Below are 17,193 nucleotides of genomic sequence, written 5' to 3'. Positions count from 1 at the left end.
ATGACTACTCCCGGCTCAGCACCTCCCGCGCCGCCCCACCCGCAGGACCGCTCGGACGCGCTGCGTGACGCCGACGACGGGGCCACGTACGCCGTCGCCTCCTTCGCCGTCCAGGCGGCCGCTCGGCGTGCGGGCAGCGCGCGGTCCGACGCCGTGCTCTCCTCGCTCGTCGACACGTTGGCCGTGGGCGTCGCGGGTGGCCGCACCGCTGCCGTCGAGGCTCTCCTCAGCCTGCTCGAGGAGGAGCCGGCGCCCGGTGGCTGCAGCATCTGGGGCTCGGACCTGCGCGTCGGTCCGTCGGCCGCGGCACTGGTCAACGGCACCGCCGCCCATGCGCTGGACTGGGACGACGCCTCGCCCACCATGCCGATGCACCCGGGGGCGGTGCTCTTCCCCGCGCTGCTCGCACGGGCCGGGGTGACGCCGGTGACCACCGACCGGTTCGTCTCGGCGTACGCGGTCGGCTCGGCGGTGTTCCGTGCCGTCTCCGAGGTGCTGCCCCTCGAGGTGCACTACGGCCGCGGATGGCACAACACCTCGACGACCGGCCGCCTCGCGGCCACGGCCGCGGTGGCCAGCCTGGCCGGGCTCGACGTGGAGACGACGCGTCATGCCCTCGGACTGGCTGCCTCGACGGCGTCGGGGAGTCGGGCCAACTTCGGCACCATGACCAAGCCACTCCACGCCGGGCTGGCCGCGCGCGACGCGGTCACCGCCATCGCGCTGGCCTCTCGCGGGTTCACGTCCCGGGTCACCCAGCTCGAGGCGCCTGGAGGCTTCTTCGCGCTCTTCGGCGAGACCGACGCGGCGATGCTCGCCGAGCTTCCCGAGCGGCTCCGCCGCTGGGAGGACGGCTGGAGCGACGACTGGGCGATCAAGCGCTACCCGTCCTGCTACGCGACGCACCGGGCCATCGACGCCGTGCTCGACCTGCGCCCCGGGCTCGACCTCGCGGCGATCTCGTCGGTGGAGGTCACGGTGCATCGCGGCGGGCTGAAGCCACTCCTGCCGCACCTGCCCAACAGTGGGCTGGAGGGCAAGTTCAGCCTGCCGTACACCGTGGCGCGTGCTCTGCGGACGGGGCTCGTCCGACTTGCCGACTTCACCGACGAGGCCGTCCGCGACGCCGAGGTGCGCTCGCTGATGGACGCGGTCGTGGTGCGCGAGGGCGCGGACCCGGACGACCCTGCATCGACCGAGCCGTTCACGGTGCTCACGGTGCGGACCGCCGACGGTGCGACGCGCACGCGACGCGTCGACGTCAGCCGGGGAGACTCGCGCAACCCGCTGACGCCGGAAGAGCTGGAGGACAAGGCGATCGACGCCTTCGCCTCCGTCGGCTGGGCGTCCGATCGGACGCGTGCGCTCCTGTCCGACCTGACCGCGCAGTGGCGAGGAGGCGACCTGGCCGGCTTCCAGGACGTGCTCGCCGGTCCGCCCGTGGGCGCGCCGGTCCTCGTCGGGAGGGCGGAGGCATGAGCGGTCTCCCCCGTGTCGAGATCATCGAGGAAGGCATGCGCGAGGGCATGCAGATCGAGAGCTCCGAGATCCCGGTCGAGGCCAAGATCCGACTGCTCGACGCCCTCTCCCGGACCGGGCTTCGCACCATCCAGGTCGGCTCGTTCGTGAGCCCCAAGTGGGTGCCGCAGATGGAGCACATCGAGCAGGTGATCGCGGGCTTCACGCCCGTCCCGGGCGTCCGGTACACCGCTCTGGCCCTGAACCAGAAGGGCGCCGAGCGTCGCGCCCGGCACGTGCCGCCGCTGGCCCCGCAGGAGGCGGCCGCCCGCACGACGGTCCACCTCTGCGACGTCTTCGTCCAGCGCAACACGGCGCGCACCCAGGCGCAGGAGATCGCCGCCGTGCCTGCCACCGTCGCCTCCGCCGTCGAGCGGGGCGTGACCGAGGCCGTCGTGGCCATCAACGCGGCCTGGGGCTCGAACTGGCTCGGAGCCTTCTCGCAGGAGCGGCGCACGGAGCTCATCCGGCTGCAGATGCAGGCCTGGGAGGCGGCCGGGATCACCCCGCACACCGTCTGGATCGGCGACCCGATGAGCTGGAACTCCCCTGGGGCCGTGGAGGAGCAGCTCCAGGTCATCCGCGGGGAATGGCCGCAGGTGCACACCTTCCACCTGCACCTGCACGACGGCCGGGGCAGTGCCCTGACGTCGGCCTACGTCGCGCTGAGGGCGCTCTCGTCGGAGCACACGCTGGTGCTGGACACCTCGATCGGTGGGATGGGCGGGTGCCCGTACTGCGGCAACGGGCGCGCCACCAAGATGATCCCCACCGAGGACCTGGTGCACCTGCTCGAGACCGAGGGCATCGACACCGGCATCGACGTTGCGAAGCTCGTCGAGGCGGCGCACCTGGCCGAGGAGGTCGTCGGCCACCCGCTTCACGGCAAGGTCAGCAAGGCCGGACCGCGTCCGAGCCTCGAGGCGCTCTACCCGATGGACATGCCGCTCGTCGAGACCGAGGAACAGGCGCAGCACTTCCGTCTGGGGCCTTCGACGTATGCCGGGTGCCCCAGTCCGTGGAGGCAGCCGATCACCTCGCCCGCGCGGGACGAGATCGACGGGATCCGCCGCGCCGGCCGTCCCGAGGGAGGCGCACGGGAGGACGTGCCATGACAACGACGGAGTCGACGATGCAGAGCCAGATCCCCACCGGGACCGCACCGGGGTCGCTGGTCGGCCTGCGCGTGGTCGAGCTCGGAACGAGCGTTGCCGGGCCCACGACCGGCCAGATCCTCGGTGACCTCGGCGCCCAGGTCATCAAGGTCGAGCGGGTGGGTGCCGGTGACGACACGCGTGGCTGGGCGCCCCCGTACTGGGGGAGCGAGCCGATGGCGTTCCTCGGCCTGAACCGCAACAAGAAGAGCCTGGCACTGGACTTCAAGGACGGCCGCGGCTCGCAGGTGCTCGAACGGCTCCTCGCCGACGCCGACGTCCTGGTCCAGAACCTGCGGCCCGGCGCGCTCGCCAAGGCCGGCTTCGACGCCGAGCGTCTGCGCGAGCTCAACCCCCGTCTGGTCTACTGCGAGATGAGTGGCTTCGGCTCTGTTGGCCCGAGAGCCAGCGAGCCGGCGTACGACCCTCTGCTGCAGGCGTATTCAGGCATCGTCAGCATGCTGGACACGGGCGATGGGCCGCCCATGCGGGTGCCGCTGTCGATCCTCGACAAGGGCACGGGCATGTGGGCCGTCATCGGCATCCTCGACGCCCTGCGCCGTCGGGACCAGTCGGGGGAGGGGAGCCACGTGCAGGTGTCGCTGCTGCAGACGGCGGTTTCCTGGGTCGACCAGAAGGTCATGGGTTCCAGGGCCGGCAACCCGGCACCGCGCAACCTCGGGTCGGGCCACGCAGGTGTCGTCCCCTACGGCGCGTTCCCCGTCGCGGACGGTCACGTCTTCATCTCGGCGGGCAACCAGACCCTGTGGACGCGCCTCGTCGGGGCCCTCGGGGCGCCGGAGCTGCTGGAGCGACCGGGCTTCGGGTCCAACCCGGAGCGCGCGGAACACCGGGCCGAGGTCAACGAGGCAGTCTCCGCAGCGACGCGTGCCTTCACGGCCGAGGATCTGCTGGAACGCCTTGCGGCGGCGGGCGTCCCGAGCGCCCCCGTGCGGCCGGTGCACGAGGTGGCCGACGACCCGCAGGTGCGTGCCGTGGGTCTCGTGACGCCGTTGCCGCACCCCAACGTGCCCGAGCTCGAGGTCGTGCACCTGCCGGTGACCTTCGACGGGGCGTACCTGCCGCACCAGTGCCCTCCGCCGGAGCTCGGGCAGCACAGCGCCGAGGTGCTCCGGGACCTCGGCTTCAACGACGACGAGATCGACGGGATGCTGGCTGACGGCGTGGTCGGGTGTGCGGAGGCAGCCGTGGGGTCGCCCGCATGAGCTCGCCGCTGCTGTGCGAGAGCCACTGGTCGGGGCGCTACTTCAGCGACGGCTGGCAGCCCGGCGTGTCCCAGGGGCCCGTCATCGAGAAGGCGACCGGGAACCAGCTGGAGACGGTCGGGCTCGCGGACGCGTCCGCCGTGGAGCGCGCCGTCGACGTGGCGGCGGCCGCGCAGCCGGGATGGGCGGCGCGCGGCTACGACACACGCGCCGCGGTGCTGCGCCGTGCCGGACTGCTCTTCGAGCAGCATGCGGACGAGGCGGCTGAGTGGACGGCGCGGGAGTCGGGGGCGCCACTGGCCATGGCCCACCGTGCTCAGGCCGTCGCGGCGCAGGAGTGCTTCGAGGCGGCCGGACTGGCGAGTGCACCGTACGGCGAGCTCCTGCGCTCGACCGCTCCCCGCCTCTCGTTGGCGCGCCGGAGGCCGGTGGGCGTCGTGGGCGTCATCGCACCCTTCAACGCGCCGCTGCTGCTCGCGATCCGGGCGGTCGCTCCGGCGCTCGCCCTGGGCAACGCCGTCGTGCTGAAGCCCGATCCGCGGACCGCGGTCAGCGGTGGCGTGCTCATCGCCCGGGTGTTCGAGGAGGCCGGGCTGCCCGCGGGTCTGCTGCACGTGCTCCCCGGTGGTGCAGACGTCGGCCAGGCCGTGGTGGCCCACCCTCGAGTGCCGGTCATCTCCTTCACGGGGTCGACGCCGGCCGGCCGAGCTATCGCGCGCGCCTGCGCCGACCAGCTCAAGCGCGTTCACCTCGAGCTCGGTGGCAACTCCGCCCTCGTCGTCATGGCCGACGCGGACGTGCGGAGGGCGGCCGCGGCCGGTGCCTTCGGGTCATTCCGCCACGCCGGCCAGATCTGCATGGCGAGCGGACGGCACCTCGTCCACGAGTCCGTCGTGGACGACTACCTCACCGAGCTGACGCGCATCGCCACGTCGACGAGGGTCGGCGACCCGCTCGGCGCGGGCGTCGGCTACGGCCCGCTCATCGACGCGGGTCAGCGCGACCGCGTCCACGGCCTCGTGACCCAGTCGGTGGACGCCGGCGCGTCGCTGCTCGCCGGCGGAACGTTCGACGGCCTGTTCTACCGGCCCACGGTGCTTTCCCAGGTCCCCGTCGAGGCGCCCGCCTACGCGCAGGAGGTGTTCGGTCCGGTGGCGCCGGTGGTCTCCTTCGCCGACGCGGACGAGGCCGCCGCTCTCGCCGCCGACTCCTCCTACGGGCTCTCGCTCGGCATCATCACGCGCGACGTCATGGGAGCGCTCGAGCTGGCCGACCGGGTGCCGACCGGGTCGGTGCACGTCAACGACCAGACGATCAACGACGAGCCCACCGCTCCGTTCGGTGGTGTCGGCGAGTCGGGCCTGGGGGCACGCCACGGCGGCCACCAGGCCAATCTCGAGGCGTTCACCGAGATGCAGTGGGTCACCGTGCGGCGCGAGGCGCCCGTCTATCCCGCCTGAAGGCTGCTCGACCGAAAGGACGACCCATGAGCGACGACATCCTCCTCGTCGAGGACCGGGGCCACGTGCGCTACCTCACCCTCAACCGGCCCGAGGTGCGCAACGCCCTGAACCGCGATCTCAACGACCGTCTCGTCGACGCCGTCATCGAGGCCGACCACACCCCCGAGGTCTATGCCATCGCCATCACCGGCGCCGGTTCGGCGTTCTGCTCCGGCGCGGACCTCAAGGACGCGCGGGACCTCGCGGCGGCGGGCAAGCCGTTCTACGGGCCGCTCCACAACAACCGCCGCAGCCTCATGGAGGTGATGATCGACTCGCGCAAACCGACGCTCGCGATCATCAACGGGCCCGCGATGGCGGGCGGCTTCGAGCTGGCGCTCTCGTGCGACATGCGGATCGCCGCCGAGGACAGCGTCTTCGGGGTTCCCGAGGCCAAGCGGGGCCGCGGAGCGCACTTCGCCTCGGTGCTGCTGCCGACCACGGTCCCCCCGGGCATCGCGATGGAGTGGCTCTACACCGGTCGGCGGATCGCCGCCACAGAGCTTGAGCGGTGGGGACTGCTCAACCGGCTGGTGCCGGCCGACCAGCTGCAGAGGGCAGCCAAGCAGCTGCTGGACGATGTCGTCGCCTCGGCGCCGCTCTCCCTCCAGCGACTCAAGCTGACCTATCGCAAGACGGCAGGCATGTCACCCCACGCAGCGATCCGGTTGGACACCGGCCCGGACGTGTACCTCTCCGAGGACCAGAAGGAGGGCGCGCGCGCGTTCCTCGAGCGGCGAGAGCCACGGTGGCAGGGCCGGTGAGTAGCCCGAGGCGCCACCAACCGGGCCGAGACCGAGTGACCTCAGTGCGGTGGCCTACGGGCGGGCCGCAGTCACGGACCGTCCTATGACTGAACTCGAGCAGCGAGCGGAGCTCCCGGCCCGAGGACTGCGCCACTCCCTTCGGGCCTTCCGGCACCGCGACTACGCCGTCTTCTGGATGGGTGCGATCACCTCCAACACGGGCGGGTGGCTCTCCAACTTGACCGTGCCCTTCGTCGTCTACCAAGTGACCCACAGCGCTTTGTGGGTGGGGCTCGTGAGTGTCTTCCAGTTCGTGCCGAACATCGCCCTCGGGCCGTGGGGTGGTGTGCTGGCAGATCGGCACGATCGGCGCCGGGTCCTGCTCGTCACCCAGTCCGGGATGGCGCTCAGCGCCCTGCTTCTGTGGCTCGTGTGGATTGCGGGCGTGCGCGAGCCGCTCGTCGTGATGGCACTTGTCGGGGTGGCCGGGATCTTCCAGGGCATCAACATGCCCAGCTGGCAGTCGTTCGTCAACGACCTCGTCCCGCGCTCCGACCTCGACTCTGCCGTCGCCCTGAACTCCCTCCAGTTCAACGCCGCCCGGTCGTTGGGACCGGCGGTCGCCGGACTGATCCTGGCGACCATCGGGCCGGGACCGGCTCTCCTGCTCAACGCCCTGTCCTTCGTCGCCGTGCTGCTCGCCCTGGCAGCAGTCAGGGTACGCAACCGCCCGCGGACGACGGACCCCGCGCCGGTGTGGCGTCAGTTCGCGACGGCTGTCGGCTACATCCGCGGGCAGCCCGGAATCCAGATGGGCCTGCTCGTCGCGGTCGCGGTCGGTCTGCTCGTGAACCCGATCTTCCAGTTCACCGTCGTCTTCGCCGGCAGCGTCTTCCATGTCGGTCCCTGGACCTTGGGGTTGCTGAATGCCGCCCTTGGTGTCGGTGCGCTGGTCGCCGCGCCGGTGCTCGCCGGCTGGAGCCACATCCTCCCCCGGTCGCTGCTCACGCAGGTCGGCCTGATCGGACAGGCGGTGGGGCTCGCTGGATTCGCGCTCTCCCCGTCACCCGGCTGGGCGGCGACAGCCCTGCTCATCGTCGGCTGGGCGCTGCTGCTCACCATCTCGGCAACCAACACGGCGGTACAGATCATCGTGGCCGACCGACTCCGCGGCCGGGTGCTCGCGGTTCGGATCATGGCCTACACGGGGTGCTTCCCGGTGGGTGGTCTGGCCCAGGGCGCCCTCGCCGATGCTTTCGGTCCGCGCGCCACGGTGCTCGGTGCAGGGATCGTGCTCCTCGCCCTGGCCGGGGTGCTGTCATCGTGGCGCGGGCGCCTGCGGATGCAGCGTCTGGACGATCCCCACGACGACCTGCTGCCCAGCATGGGCCGCAGCTGAGCGCCGCTGTGGCGCAGCGACAAGCGTTCCACCCTGCGGCACCAGTCGGTGGCGCGTGACGACGGCCGACGCGCACGATGGCACCCATCTACCCGGGAGGTCCACATGAACGTCACATCCGAGCCACCCACCACGCTGGCGCCCTCCACCGCGATCGACCGTGCGGTCGAACGTCTGGAGACCGCCTCACGCACCGGCACGCCCTGTGCACCGGTGCGTGACCTTCTCGGTGAGGACGACCTCGAGAGCGCCTACGAGGTCCAGCGACGCCTGGCGCACCGGCGGTCCCTCGCAGGCCGCCGTGTCGTCGGGCGCAAGATCGGCCTCACTTCGCCGGCGGTGCAGCAGCAGTTGGGCGTCGACCGGCCAGACTTCGGCATTCTCCTCGACGACATGGACGTGTCGGCACTGGCAGCGGTCCCGATGAGCGGACTGCTGCAGCCGAAGGTGGAGGCCGAGGTCGCGTTCGTGCTCGGTGCCGACCTCGACGTTCCCGATCTCGACGCCGCCGACGTCCGCGCGGCCGTCGACTACGCGGTGGCCGCCCTGGAGATCGTCGACAGCCGGGTGGCTGGCTGGGACATCACCATCACCGACACCATCGCCGACAACGGGTCGAGCGCCCTGTTCGTGCTGGGGACCGACCGCCTCACTCTCGAGGACTTCGAGCCCGTCTCGGTCAGCATGCAGATGCATGCCGACGGCGCCCTGGTCTCAGAGGGCAGCGGGGCCGCGTGCCTCGGCGACCCGCTCAACGCGCTGCTGTGGCTCGCCCGTACGGCGCAGGACGTCGGCGACCCGCTCCGTGCCGGGCAGGTCGTGCTGTCCGGGGCCCTGGGCCCCATGCACCCGGTGACCCCGGGCACCACGGTCCGTGCCGACATCACCGGCCTCGGCTCCGTGACGGTCTCCTTCGCCCCAGCCGAACACTCTGCCCTCGAGGAGCGCTCATGACCAAGACCAAGGTGGCCATCATCGGTCCCGGCAACATCGGAACCGACCTGATGTTCAAGGTGATCCGACTGTCCAGCACCCTCGAGGTGGCAGCGATGGTCGGCATCGACCCGGCCTCCGACGGGCTGCGCCGCGCCGCGAGCCTGGGCATCCCGACGACCCACGAGGGCGTCGACGGGCTCATCGCCCTCGACGGCTTCGACGAGATCGACATCGTCTTCGACGCCACCTCCGCGAAGGCCCACGTCGCCAACGCCACCAAGCTTGCGGCACACGGCAAGAAGCTCGTCGACCTGACCCCAGCGGCGATCGGCCCGTACGTCGTGCCGCCCGTCAACCTCGACCGGTACCTCGAAGACGACGGTGCCGGCATCGAGAACGTCAACATGGTCACCTGCGGCGGCCAGGCCACGATCCCGGTCGTGGCAGCCATCTCCCGGGTGACGACCGTCCCCTACGCCGAGATCGTCGCCTCCATCGCGTCGAAGTCGGCCGGGCCCGGCACGCGGGCCAACATCGACGAGTTCACCGAGACGACGACAGCCGGGATCGAGAAGGTCGGCGGCGCCCTGCGCGGCAAGGCGATCATCATCCTCAACCCGGCCGAGCCACCCCTGATCATGCGCGACACGGTGTTCGCCCTCATCAGCGAGGACGACGAGCAGACGCACGAGGCGATCCGCGCCTCCGTCGACGAGATGGTCGCGAAGGTGCAGCAGTACGTCCCCGGCTACCGGCTCAAGCAGCAGGTGCAGTTCACGCCCATCGCGCCCGACGAGCCGGTGCGCACCCTGCTACCCAAGGGCGCTCCCGCGGTGACGACGAAGGTGAGCGTCTTCCTCGAAGTCGAGGGCATGGCGATGTACCTGCCCGCGTACGCCGGCAACCTCGACATCATGACCTCCGCCGCCATGCGCGTGGCCGAGAGCATCGCCGAGCGCGCGCGCCCGCGCGCCGGTTCGGCGGTGACCGCGTGAGCACCTCGACGGCCGACACCGACGTCGTCGCCCCCACCCCAGGAGACCCCACCGTGACCCGCCCGAGCACCGAGACCCACCTGCTCTACGTCCAGGACGTCACCTTGCGCGACGGGATGCACGCCGTACGGCACCGGATCAGCCCGAAGGACGTCGGCCGGATCGTCGCCGCACTCGACGCGGCCGGCGTCGACGCCATCGAGGTGGCGCACGGCGACGGGCTCGCGGGCGGCAGCCTCAACTACGGCCCCGGCTCGCACAGCGACTGGGCGTGGATCGAGGCGGCAGCCGAGAACATCAGGCAGGCCACCCTGACGACGCTGCTGCTGCCCGGCATCGGCACCATCACCGAGCTGGAGGACGCGTACTCCCTCGGTGTCCGGTCGGTCCGCGTCGCCACGCACTGCACCGAGGCGGACGTCTCGGCCCAGCACATCAGCAAGGCGCGCGAGCTCGGAATGGACGTCTCCGGCTTCCTCATGATGAGCCACCTGAGCGACGCTGCGGAGCTGGCCACCCAGGCCAGGCTCATGGAGTCCTACGGCGCACACTGCGTGTACGTGACCGACTCCGGCGGCCGCCTGACCATGAATGGTGTGCGGGAGCGCGTGCGGGCCTACCGCGACGTGCTCGACCCGCAGACCCAGATCGGCATCCACGCCCACCAGAACCTGTCGCTCGCCGTGGCCAACTCGGTGGTCGCGGTCGAGGAGGGCGTCGTGCGCGTCGACGCCTCGCTCGCTGGCCACGGAGCGGGAGCGGGCAACTGCCCCATCGAGCCGTTCGTCGCCGTGGCCGACCTCAACGGGTGGAAGCACCGCTGCGACCTCTTCGCCCTGCAGGACGCCGCCGACGACCTCGTGCGGCCCCTGCAGGACCGACCCGTCCAGGTCGACCGGGAGACGCTGACCCTCGGTTACGCGGGGGTCTACTCCAGCTTCCTGCGCCATGCCGAGGCTGCGTCGCAGCGCTACGGCATCGACGTGCGCTCGATCCTGCTCGAGGTCGGGCGACGCAAGCTCGTCGGCGGCCAGGAGGACATGATCGTCGACATCGCGCTCGACCTGGTGGGTGCCCAGCAGCGCGCTGGCTGACACCTCCACCTGACGGCTGAGGCCGGCGTCCGCGGAGCGCGGCGCTGAGGACCCTATCGATCCTCGGCTGACGGCGGGGGCGAGTCAGCGCGGCTGCTTAATAGCCGCTGCCCCCACCACCACCGCCACCGCCACCGCCACCGCCGAAGACGATCGCGAGAACGACCACCACGACAGCCACTGCGACAAGTCCTGCGATCACCCATCGCTTGGGTAGCACCCTGACCATCCCTTCCATCGGGCGCCAATCCTTCAGGGTCGGCCACACACATCACGACGCACCGCGCCGATGCATGGTTCAAGCGTGCGACGGGACATCGCCCGCTCGACCTGGCGACGGACTCCGTCTGGAAGGTCCGTGAGGCCCCAGGAGGCTGCGTCCGGTGACCAGCGAGCGCCCGGGCTCTCAGCGCGGCGATACCGAAGCGCGGCGAGGGTCGTACGGCCGCTTGGCCAGGGTGGGGTCGTACCCGGAGGCTCAGCGCCTCACCCTGGGCGGCTAGACAGGGGGACGTCGCGGATGCCAGTACGTTGAGCGCATGGCATCGCAGCTCATCACGACTTTGGTTGACGACATCGATGGCAGTGATGCCGCCGAGACGGTCAGCTTCTCGCTGGACGGCGTGGACTACGCCATCGACTTGAGCACCGTCAACGCTGCGGCACTGCGCCGAGCCATCGCGTCCTGGGCCTCGGCTGGTCGCCGTATGGGGGGAGCCCCGACGTCGCGCCGTGTTCTCAAGCCGGTGGGGGACTCCCGCGGTGCCTTGATCCGTGCGTGGGCCGCGAGGGAAGGTCTTGCCGTGCCGGCTCGCGGACGCATCCCGAGGGACCTGCAGCGCCAGTACGACGCCGCGCACTGACGCAAGGGCGGCCGGCCCGCCGGCATCCGGAAGCCAGCGACACGCTCGGACATCGGAGCCGCAGCCAGAACTCCTGACTGCTCGGGCCGCCGGTCGGCGGCCGTGGGCGAGCCTCGCGTCGAAGCACCCCGACCGGGTGTCTCGGAGCGTCGCTGCGCGGCGGGCCTCGAGACGCCGACCGCGCTGTTCGGATGACACGCGCGCGATCGATTGGTCTTCAGACGGAGCGTTATCGAGGCGCACGTTCGACCGTCTCGTCGTCGCTGCTCTTCATGTTGTCGAGATGCAGCGGAGGACGAGGAGCCCACGCGGGGAACCCTGCCGAGTCGGTCGACTTGTGAGCCTTCAGATCTCCCAGTAGCCGAGCAGATCGGTGTCATCGCCCGCAGGATTGGGGCCGTAGATCGCGATCATCCGCGCATGGACAGGCGCCCAGTAGCGCCCGACCTGTCCTGGCGGGACGATGACGGTGTCCCCGGCGGAGGCGACGACAGTCGCTCCGCCGGACTCGACGTGCAGCTCGCCCTCCAGCACGACGTTCGTCTCCGAATGAGGATGACGATCCGACCAGCCTGCCGCCGTCAGCTCCCACTCGGACAGCGCCATGTCCGTCCATCCCTCGCTGTGGGGCGGCAGGATCCACCGAGTACGCATCCGGGGTCGATCGGCCTGCGCCTGCAGTCCCGGGGCGCCGCTGATCACCCGCGGGGTGCTCGAGTCTCGCGCGGGTTGCCCCGCCGGTTCCTGGCTCTTCGTCACGCGACGAGACTACGGCGAAGACTCTGAGAAGCGATGGGTGCACGTCCCGGGTGTCCTTCGGCGTCCGGGACATCTGTGGCCCCCGTCGCCGCCACCGACAACGAAGATCGAGGCGCCCCGCTCATCGGAACGACCGCGCGAAGCGCGGCATGGAAAGGCGTTCTGCGCGGCGGGGCCCTGCGTGGCGAACGCCCTCCTGGCGGCGTTGGACTGGGCCGCCGACCGGGCCTACGCGAAGGGGTTCGCTGGGGTGACGGTGGCGTGGGAGCCGACCGGGCACCGGTGGATGGTCCTGGCGCAGCTCGCTGCGGAGCGCGGGATCGGGTTCGTGTGCGTACAGCCGGCCGCGTCCTCATGGGCCCACGCTGATGAGCGGACGGTGTCGTTCAAAGCCCTATGGCCCCATCTGGGCCGAAGGGTAGCCCGTTCCACCGTTCGGACCCGGGCGAGCGGTCGACCGGCCTAACGTTGACAGGAGGGGTGGTCGTATCGACCCCGCACGCTCTGGTGAGGAGTGACCATGACCCGCCCTCTCCTGCTTGTCGTCGATCCCGACCTTGATGCTCTCGCCCGCACGGAGGCCGAGCTGGCCCGGCGTTTCAGCGCGGACTTCCGGATCCGCGGTGAGTCCGACAGTGCAGTCGCCTCAGAGCAGCTCGAGCTCGCCGCCGCGCGCGGGGATCCCGTCGCGCTGGTCCTCGCCGATCCGTGGCTGCCCGGGCTCACAGGTGCCGAGCTGCTCCGCTCGGTGCGCACCCTCCACCCGAATGCCGCGAGGGCCTTCCTTGTCCCCTGGGGGGCGTGGGCCGACGGACGCACCGCGGACGCCATCCTGCGTGGCATGTCGATGGGTGACATCGACTACTACGTGCTCGAGCCGTGGACCTCCCCCGACGAGCTGTTCTGCCGCACCGTCTCGGAGTTCGTGCAGGCGTGGTCGCGCACCGTCGAGAACCGCCGGCGCGAGGTCGTGGTCGTCGGCGCAGCCCGTGACCCGCGCGGGCACGCCGTGCGCACTCTCCTGACGCGAAACGGCATACCCCACGCATACCTCGATCGCGGAACGCCGGAGGCGGTCGCGGTCCTCGAGTCGGTGGCAGCGCCGCGGCCCGCGGACCCGGAGGGACCCCTCGTCATCTGGTTCGCGGCGCTCGGCGGGCGGGTGCTGCTCGACCCGACGGACGTCGAGATCTGCCAGGCCTGGGGCATCGGCACCGACTTCACCTGGCCGGACGGGGTCGAGCTTCGCGAGTTCGATGTGCTCGTGGTCGGTGCCGGGCCCGCTGGCCTGGCGGCCGCCGTCTACGGCTCGTCCGAGGGACTGTCGGTCCTCTGCGTCGAGGAGCTGGCGCTCGGCGGGCAGGCGGGGACGAGCTCGCTCATCCGCAACTACCTCGGCTTCTCGCGGGGCCTCTCCGGCGCAGAGCTGGCCCAGCGGGGCTTCCAGCAGGCGTGGGTCTTCGGCGCAAGGTTCGTCCTGACCAGGCGGGTCACCGCGATCGAGCCGCTCGGCGACGGAGCGGGCTTCCTCGTGACAGTCTCCGACGTCGGTCAGGTGCGCACCCGGGCGGTGCTCCTCGCCACGGGGGTCGCCTACCGCCGGCTGGGGGTTCCCTCGCTCGAGGCCCTCACCGGGTCCGGCGTCTACTACGGCGCCAACGTCTCGGTGGCGCACGGCCTTGCCGGCGCGCACGCCGTCATCGTCGGCGGTGGCAACTCGGCCGGCCAGGCGGCCCTGCACCTGCAGCGGTATGCCGCGGACGTGACCATCGTGATCCGCACTCCGGACCTGTCCGCGACGATGTCGCGCTACCTCATCGACGAGATCGAGGCCTCCGACACCATCTCGGTCGTCGGCAACGCCGAGGTGGTCGGCGGGGGCGGCGACGGGTGGCTGTCCGAGGTGGTCGTGGCCGACCGGACGACGTTCGAGCAGCGGGCGCTGCCGGCCGACGGCCTCTTCGTCATGATCGGGGCGGAGCCGCACACCGCGTGGCTCCCGGACGCCGTCGTGCGCGACCGCTGGGGGTTCGTCGTCACCGGCGCCGACCTCCGCGAGTCCGGAGCCTGGAGCCTGGAGCGACCCGCAGGGGCCCACGAGACGTCGGTGCCCGGCCTGTTCGCGGTGGGCGACACTCGGGCCGGATCGGTCAAGCGGGTCGCCTCGGCTGTCGGCGAGGGGTCGGTCGTGGTGTCCGAGGTCCACCAGTACCTCGCGCTCCTCGACGCCGGGCGCCGCCCCGAGTCTTCGAGCGGCGCGGTCCGGGCGAGAGCGACGAGCACAAAGAGCACGGAGAGCACGAAGAGCACGCAGAGCACGGAGAGCACGCAGAGCACGCAGAGCACGGAGAGCACGGAGAGCACGGAGAGCACGGAGAGCACGGGAGCCGCCGGTCGCCATGGCTGAGCAGCCGTCCGCCGGACCGGCCGCGAGCACCACGGCGCCGCCGGATGGTCATGCCCGGGCGGGGGCCGCGCGTCGCCTCGCCGTGGGAGCGGCCGCGCTCGCCCTGCCGCTGGCCGGTCTCGTCGTGCTCCGGCTCTCAAGCGGCCTCGACCTGCAGTGGCAGCACGACACGACCCACTTCTGGATCGTCTTCGGCGCCGCTCTGCTCAGCGCGGTGACGGCATACGGCACGGGGGCAGCGGCCGCCCGACGCGGCGACCTGCGCGTCATGTACGTCTCGCTCGCCTTCCTCTCGGCTGCAGGCTTCCTCGGCCTCCACGCCCTCGCCACCCCGCACGTGCTGCTCGACATCCCGTCCGTCGGCTTCAACGTGTCGACGCCGACCGGCATCGCGCTGGGCTCGCTGTTCGCCGTCGCGTCCGTGCGTGAGGTCGCCGCGGACGAGGCGGCCGCCGCGATGCGCCGGGCCCGCCGGCTCCGGATCGCGCTCCTGGTCGTCATGGCGGCCTGGGGCGTCGCCTCGCTCCTTCGGTTGCCGCCGTTCGACGTCGGCCCCGGTCCCGAGCACGGCTCGGGACCGCTGGTCATCGCAACGGTGGTCGCAGTCGTCCTCTACGCTGTGGCGACGGTGACGTACGGGCGGCTCTGGTGGCGGCGTGGTGGCCTGCTGCCGGCGGCCATGGCCTCCGCGATGGCGCTGCTGGCCGAGGCGATGGTCGCCGTCGCGGTCGCGCCCAACTGGCACCTGTCGTGGTGGGAGTGGCACCTGCTCCTGCTCGCGGCCTTCGCCCTCGTGGCATGGGGCGCGCAGCAGTCCTGGCACGAGGAGCGGTGGGCCGACCTCTACACCGCCGACACGCTCGCCGGGCACCGGGAGATGTCGATCCTCTTCGCCGACCTCAAGGGCTTCACGACCTTCTCGGAGACGCACGACGCCGCCGTGGTCACCGAGATGCTCAACGCGTACTTCACCGTCGCGATCCCGGCCGTGGTGAAGCGGCACGGGGGCACGGTCGACCGGCTCATCGGAGACGCCATCATGGCAACGTTCAACCGGCTCGGTGACCAGCCGGACCACGCCCGTCGCGCGGCGCTGGCCGGCCTGGACCTGCAGACCGAGACCTCCCGGATCGCCGATGCGCACCCGGGCTGGCCGCGGTTTCGGGTGGGCATCAACTCCGGTGAGGTGGTGGTCAGCGTGCTCGGCAGCGAGGGTGGACGCACGGCCACCGTCATCGGGGACGCCGTCAACGTCGCCTCCCGCATCGAGGGCCAGGCGCCCGTGGGACGCGTGGCCGTCACCGTCAGCACCCTGGACGCCCTGCCGGGTGCGGTCACGCAGCCGCTCGGTGCCCTCACGCTGAAGGGCAAGGACGAGTCCGTCGAGGCCTTCGTGCTCGTGTCGCTTCCCGACCACACGACGTCCGCGCCCTGACACGGTCGGCCGAGCCCCGCTCGTCCGTGCGGTTGAGCGGCATGCTGCGCGCTGGGGTCGCCGGCCTGCGGCGGGCGGCTCGAGCGTGGGCGGCGGTGCCGGACCGGTCGGCGGATGCCGGGGCGAAAGGGCGGACCTCGTCGTCACTCCGGGCCGTTCATCAGCCCGGGTCCGGACCATCTCCCTCGGCGAGCGCGAGCAGCAGGTCCTCCACCGAGGCCTTGCGCCCGGTCTGGATCTCGCGCGCCCAGTCCTCGGCGGAGATGAGTCCCCGCGCTGCGGCCCAGGCCTCGGCCCGCTCCTCCTCCTGGAAGGGGTTGGGCAGCGACAAGCGGTGCCTCATGGCTTCCTCGGCGCCGATCAGGTGCGCAGCGCGCACGGGATTCGCGAGCGCGACGAGGATACGGTCCCGGAAGGCAGCTCCCGCACGGCGGCCTCCTTTCCCACCGTTCCGAGCGTGAGTGCTGGGATTGCGGCTCGTCAAGGACGTCGTGGCGCTTCCACAGGTGTGCCGGTGCGAGTTGACGCCAGCGCTGCCGCCCCGTCTCGAGGGCGCGTAGACCTTGCGCGCCAAGGGGGCGGCGCCCGCCTTCGCGGTGCGCTGGCCGACCGCCGTAAGACGTGCTCACCACGACCGTTGCCTGCCAGCGTTCGGGCATCGAGCCGAGGGCCCGGCCAATCCCGTCATGGAAGGGCACAGCCGGGCCGAGCCCCGGCACCGCCATCAGCGGCTACGGTCGAGGACGCCCACCTGGGCGGGAGTCGCCAGTGTGACGGGCGACTCCGCCACGGCGATGCTGCGCCAAGCGCTCCAGCGTTCCACGACCCTCAGCCGACCCTGTCCGACAGGGAGCCGGCCGCCTGGTCGACTCAGTGGGCTTCAAGAGGGGTGGTAGGGAATCCCTTGGCAACGAGCCAGATACCCAGGGCCAGCTCCCAGAGGGCCACGGGCAGTGCAGCCAGGACGGCGAGCGGGGACTGTGGGCCGTAGGCGCCCCAGAGGATTGCGGCATCGGAGGCCAGCAGCAGCGGGGCGCCGAGCAGGCCGAGCAGGGGGATGCCGCGTGGCACGAGGCGCGCCCGGTACAGCACCGACCCGAGGCACAGCGCGCTGAAGGCGGGCATGAGGCTCTGGCTGAGCAGGAAGGCCTGGTGGTAG

The 17,193-nt window shown here is 71.5% G+C and carries 15 protein-coding genes; 12 read left to right on the top strand and 3 right to left on the bottom strand.

Annotated elements, in window-relative coordinates; genetic code table 11:
* The 10 genes from ACPYOM_RS03195 (at window position 1) to ACPYOM_RS03150 (ending at window position 11,433) form a co-directional block, all read left to right on the top strand.
* A complete protein-coding gene (locus tag ACPYOM_RS03195; RefSeq protein ID WP_481344865.1) occupies window positions 1–1,479 on the top strand; it encodes an MmgE/PrpD family protein in 1,479 nt (492 codons plus the stop codon).
* The gene (locus tag ACPYOM_RS03190; RefSeq protein ID WP_481344864.1) at window positions 1,476–2,633 is read left to right on the top strand and encodes a beta/alpha barrel domain-containing protein; all 1,158 of its coding nucleotides are present in this window, start codon (window positions 1,476–1,478) and stop codon (window positions 2,631–2,633) included. Before ACPYOM_RS03195 ends, ACPYOM_RS03190 begins: the two co-directional genes overlap by 4 nt.
* On the top strand, window positions 2,630–3,898 hold the full coding sequence (locus tag ACPYOM_RS03185; RefSeq protein WP_481344863.1) for a CaiB/BaiF CoA transferase family protein: 1,269 nt from the start codon (window positions 2,630–2,632) through the stop codon (window positions 3,896–3,898). The genes ACPYOM_RS03190 and ACPYOM_RS03185 overlap by 4 nt, the downstream gene beginning before the upstream one ends.
* On the top strand, window positions 3,895–5,358 hold the full coding sequence (locus ACPYOM_RS03180) for an aldehyde dehydrogenase family protein (RefSeq protein WP_481344862.1): 1,464 nt from the start codon (window positions 3,895–3,897) through the stop codon (window positions 5,356–5,358). Before ACPYOM_RS03185 ends, ACPYOM_RS03180 begins: the two co-directional genes overlap by 4 nt.
* A 26-nt stretch (window positions 5,359–5,384) precedes the next feature.
* The gene (locus ACPYOM_RS03175) at window positions 5,385–6,164 is read left to right on the top strand and encodes an enoyl-CoA hydratase/isomerase family protein (RefSeq protein ID WP_481343996.1); all 780 of its coding nucleotides are present in this window, start codon (window positions 5,385–5,387) and stop codon (window positions 6,162–6,164) included.
* An 85-nt stretch (window positions 6,165–6,249) separates the two neighbouring features.
* Window positions 6,250–7,545 carry an MFS transporter gene (locus tag ACPYOM_RS03170; protein ID WP_481344861.1) on the top strand — a complete coding sequence of 432 codons (1,296 nt, stop codon included), beginning with the start codon at window positions 6,250–6,252 and terminating at the stop codon, window positions 7,543–7,545.
* 105 nt (window positions 7,546–7,650) lie between these two features.
* On the top strand, window positions 7,651–8,499 hold the full coding sequence (locus tag ACPYOM_RS03165; protein WP_481344860.1) for a 2-keto-4-pentenoate hydratase: 849 nt from the start codon (window positions 7,651–7,653) through the stop codon (window positions 8,497–8,499).
* On the top strand, window positions 8,496–9,476 hold the full coding sequence (locus ACPYOM_RS03160) for an acetaldehyde dehydrogenase (acetylating) (protein ID WP_481344859.1): 981 nt from the start codon (window positions 8,496–8,498) through the stop codon (window positions 9,474–9,476). The genes ACPYOM_RS03165 and ACPYOM_RS03160 overlap by 4 nt, the downstream gene beginning before the upstream one ends.
* Window positions 9,473–10,570 (top strand): 4-hydroxy-2-oxovalerate aldolase, encoded by a 1,098-nt coding sequence (gene dmpG / locus ACPYOM_RS03155; RefSeq protein WP_481344858.1) that lies wholly within the window; start codon window positions 9,473–9,475, stop codon window positions 10,568–10,570. The genes ACPYOM_RS03160 and dmpG overlap by 4 nt, the downstream gene beginning before the upstream one ends.
* Window positions 10,571–11,109: 539 nt before the next feature.
* Window positions 11,110–11,433: a histone-like nucleoid-structuring protein Lsr2 gene (locus ACPYOM_RS03150; RefSeq protein WP_481343116.1), complete on the top strand. Its 324-nt coding sequence runs from the start codon at window positions 11,110–11,112 to the stop codon at window positions 11,431–11,433.
* Window positions 11,434–11,778: 345 nt separating this feature from the next.
* On the opposite strand, the gene ACPYOM_RS03145 is transcribed toward ACPYOM_RS03150, so the two are convergent.
* Window positions 11,779–12,192, bottom strand: a complete 414-nt coding sequence (locus tag ACPYOM_RS03145) for a cupin domain-containing protein (protein WP_481344857.1) — start codon at window positions 12,190–12,192, stop codon at window positions 11,779–11,781.
* Between the two features lie 520 nt (window positions 12,193–12,712).
* Here ACPYOM_RS03145 and ACPYOM_RS03140 point away from each other — a divergent pair.
* Together ACPYOM_RS03140 and ACPYOM_RS03135 are read left to right on the top strand one after the other, a co-directional pair.
* On the top strand, window positions 12,713–14,599 hold the full coding sequence (locus tag ACPYOM_RS03140; protein ID WP_481344856.1) for an NAD(P)/FAD-dependent oxidoreductase: 1,887 nt from the start codon (window positions 12,713–12,715) through the stop codon (window positions 14,597–14,599).
* Window positions 14,592–16,034 carry an adenylate/guanylate cyclase domain-containing protein gene (locus ACPYOM_RS03135; protein ID WP_481343113.1) on the top strand — a complete coding sequence of 481 codons (1,443 nt, stop codon included), beginning with the start codon at window positions 14,592–14,594 and terminating at the stop codon, window positions 16,032–16,034. Before ACPYOM_RS03140 ends, ACPYOM_RS03135 begins: the two co-directional genes overlap by 8 nt.
* 160 nt (window positions 16,035–16,194) lie before the next feature.
* Here ACPYOM_RS03135 and ACPYOM_RS03130 read toward each other — a convergent pair whose 3' ends face one another.
* Together ACPYOM_RS03130 and ACPYOM_RS03125 are read right to left on the bottom strand one after the other, a co-directional pair.
* Window positions 16,195–16,377, bottom strand: coding sequence for a hypothetical protein (locus ACPYOM_RS03130; protein ID WP_481344855.1), 183 nt, complete (start codon window positions 16,375–16,377; stop codon window positions 16,195–16,197).
* Window positions 16,378–16,904: 527 nt separating this feature from the next.
* Window positions 16,905–17,193: DUF4386 family protein (locus ACPYOM_RS03125; RefSeq protein WP_481344854.1), on the bottom strand; the 289-nt coding region annotated here is incomplete at its 5' end.

Source organism: Monashia sp. HAY1-2A (genome assembly GCF_056755315.1).
This window is presented reverse-complemented; position numbering and strand designations above follow the sequence as displayed.

Coding starts and splice junctions, on each gene's coding strand:
- ACPYOM_RS03190 (WP_481344864.1), top strand. CDS start 1,476: ATGAGCGGTCTCCCCCGTGTCGAGATCATCGAGGAAGGCATGCGCGAG.
- ACPYOM_RS03135 (WP_481343113.1), top strand. CDS start 14,592: ATGGCTGAGCAGCCGTCCGCCGGACCGGCCGCGAGCACCACGGCGCCG.
- ACPYOM_RS03195 (WP_481344865.1), top strand. CDS start 1: ATGACTACTCCCGGCTCAGCACCTCCCGCGCCGCCCCACCCGCAGGAC.
- ACPYOM_RS03175 (WP_481343996.1), top strand. CDS start 5,385: ATGAGCGACGACATCCTCCTCGTCGAGGACCGGGGCCACGTGCGCTAC.
- ACPYOM_RS03180 (WP_481344862.1), top strand. CDS start 3,895: ATGAGCTCGCCGCTGCTGTGCGAGAGCCACTGGTCGGGGCGCTACTTC.
- ACPYOM_RS03160 (WP_481344859.1), top strand. CDS start 8,496: ATGACCAAGACCAAGGTGGCCATCATCGGTCCCGGCAACATCGGAACC.
- ACPYOM_RS03140 (WP_481344856.1), top strand. CDS start 12,713: ATGACCCGCCCTCTCCTGCTTGTCGTCGATCCCGACCTTGATGCTCTC.
- ACPYOM_RS03130 (WP_481344855.1), bottom strand. CDS start 16,377: ATGAGGCACCGCTTGTCGCTGCCCAACCCCTTCCAGGAGGAGGAGCGG.
- ACPYOM_RS03165 (WP_481344860.1), top strand. CDS start 7,651: ATGAACGTCACATCCGAGCCACCCACCACGCTGGCGCCCTCCACCGCG.
- ACPYOM_RS03170 (WP_481344861.1), top strand. CDS start 6,250: ATGACTGAACTCGAGCAGCGAGCGGAGCTCCCGGCCCGAGGACTGCGC.
- ACPYOM_RS03150 (WP_481343116.1), top strand. CDS start 11,110: ATGGCATCGCAGCTCATCACGACTTTGGTTGACGACATCGATGGCAGT.
- ACPYOM_RS03185 (WP_481344863.1), top strand. CDS start 2,630: ATGACAACGACGGAGTCGACGATGCAGAGCCAGATCCCCACCGGGACC.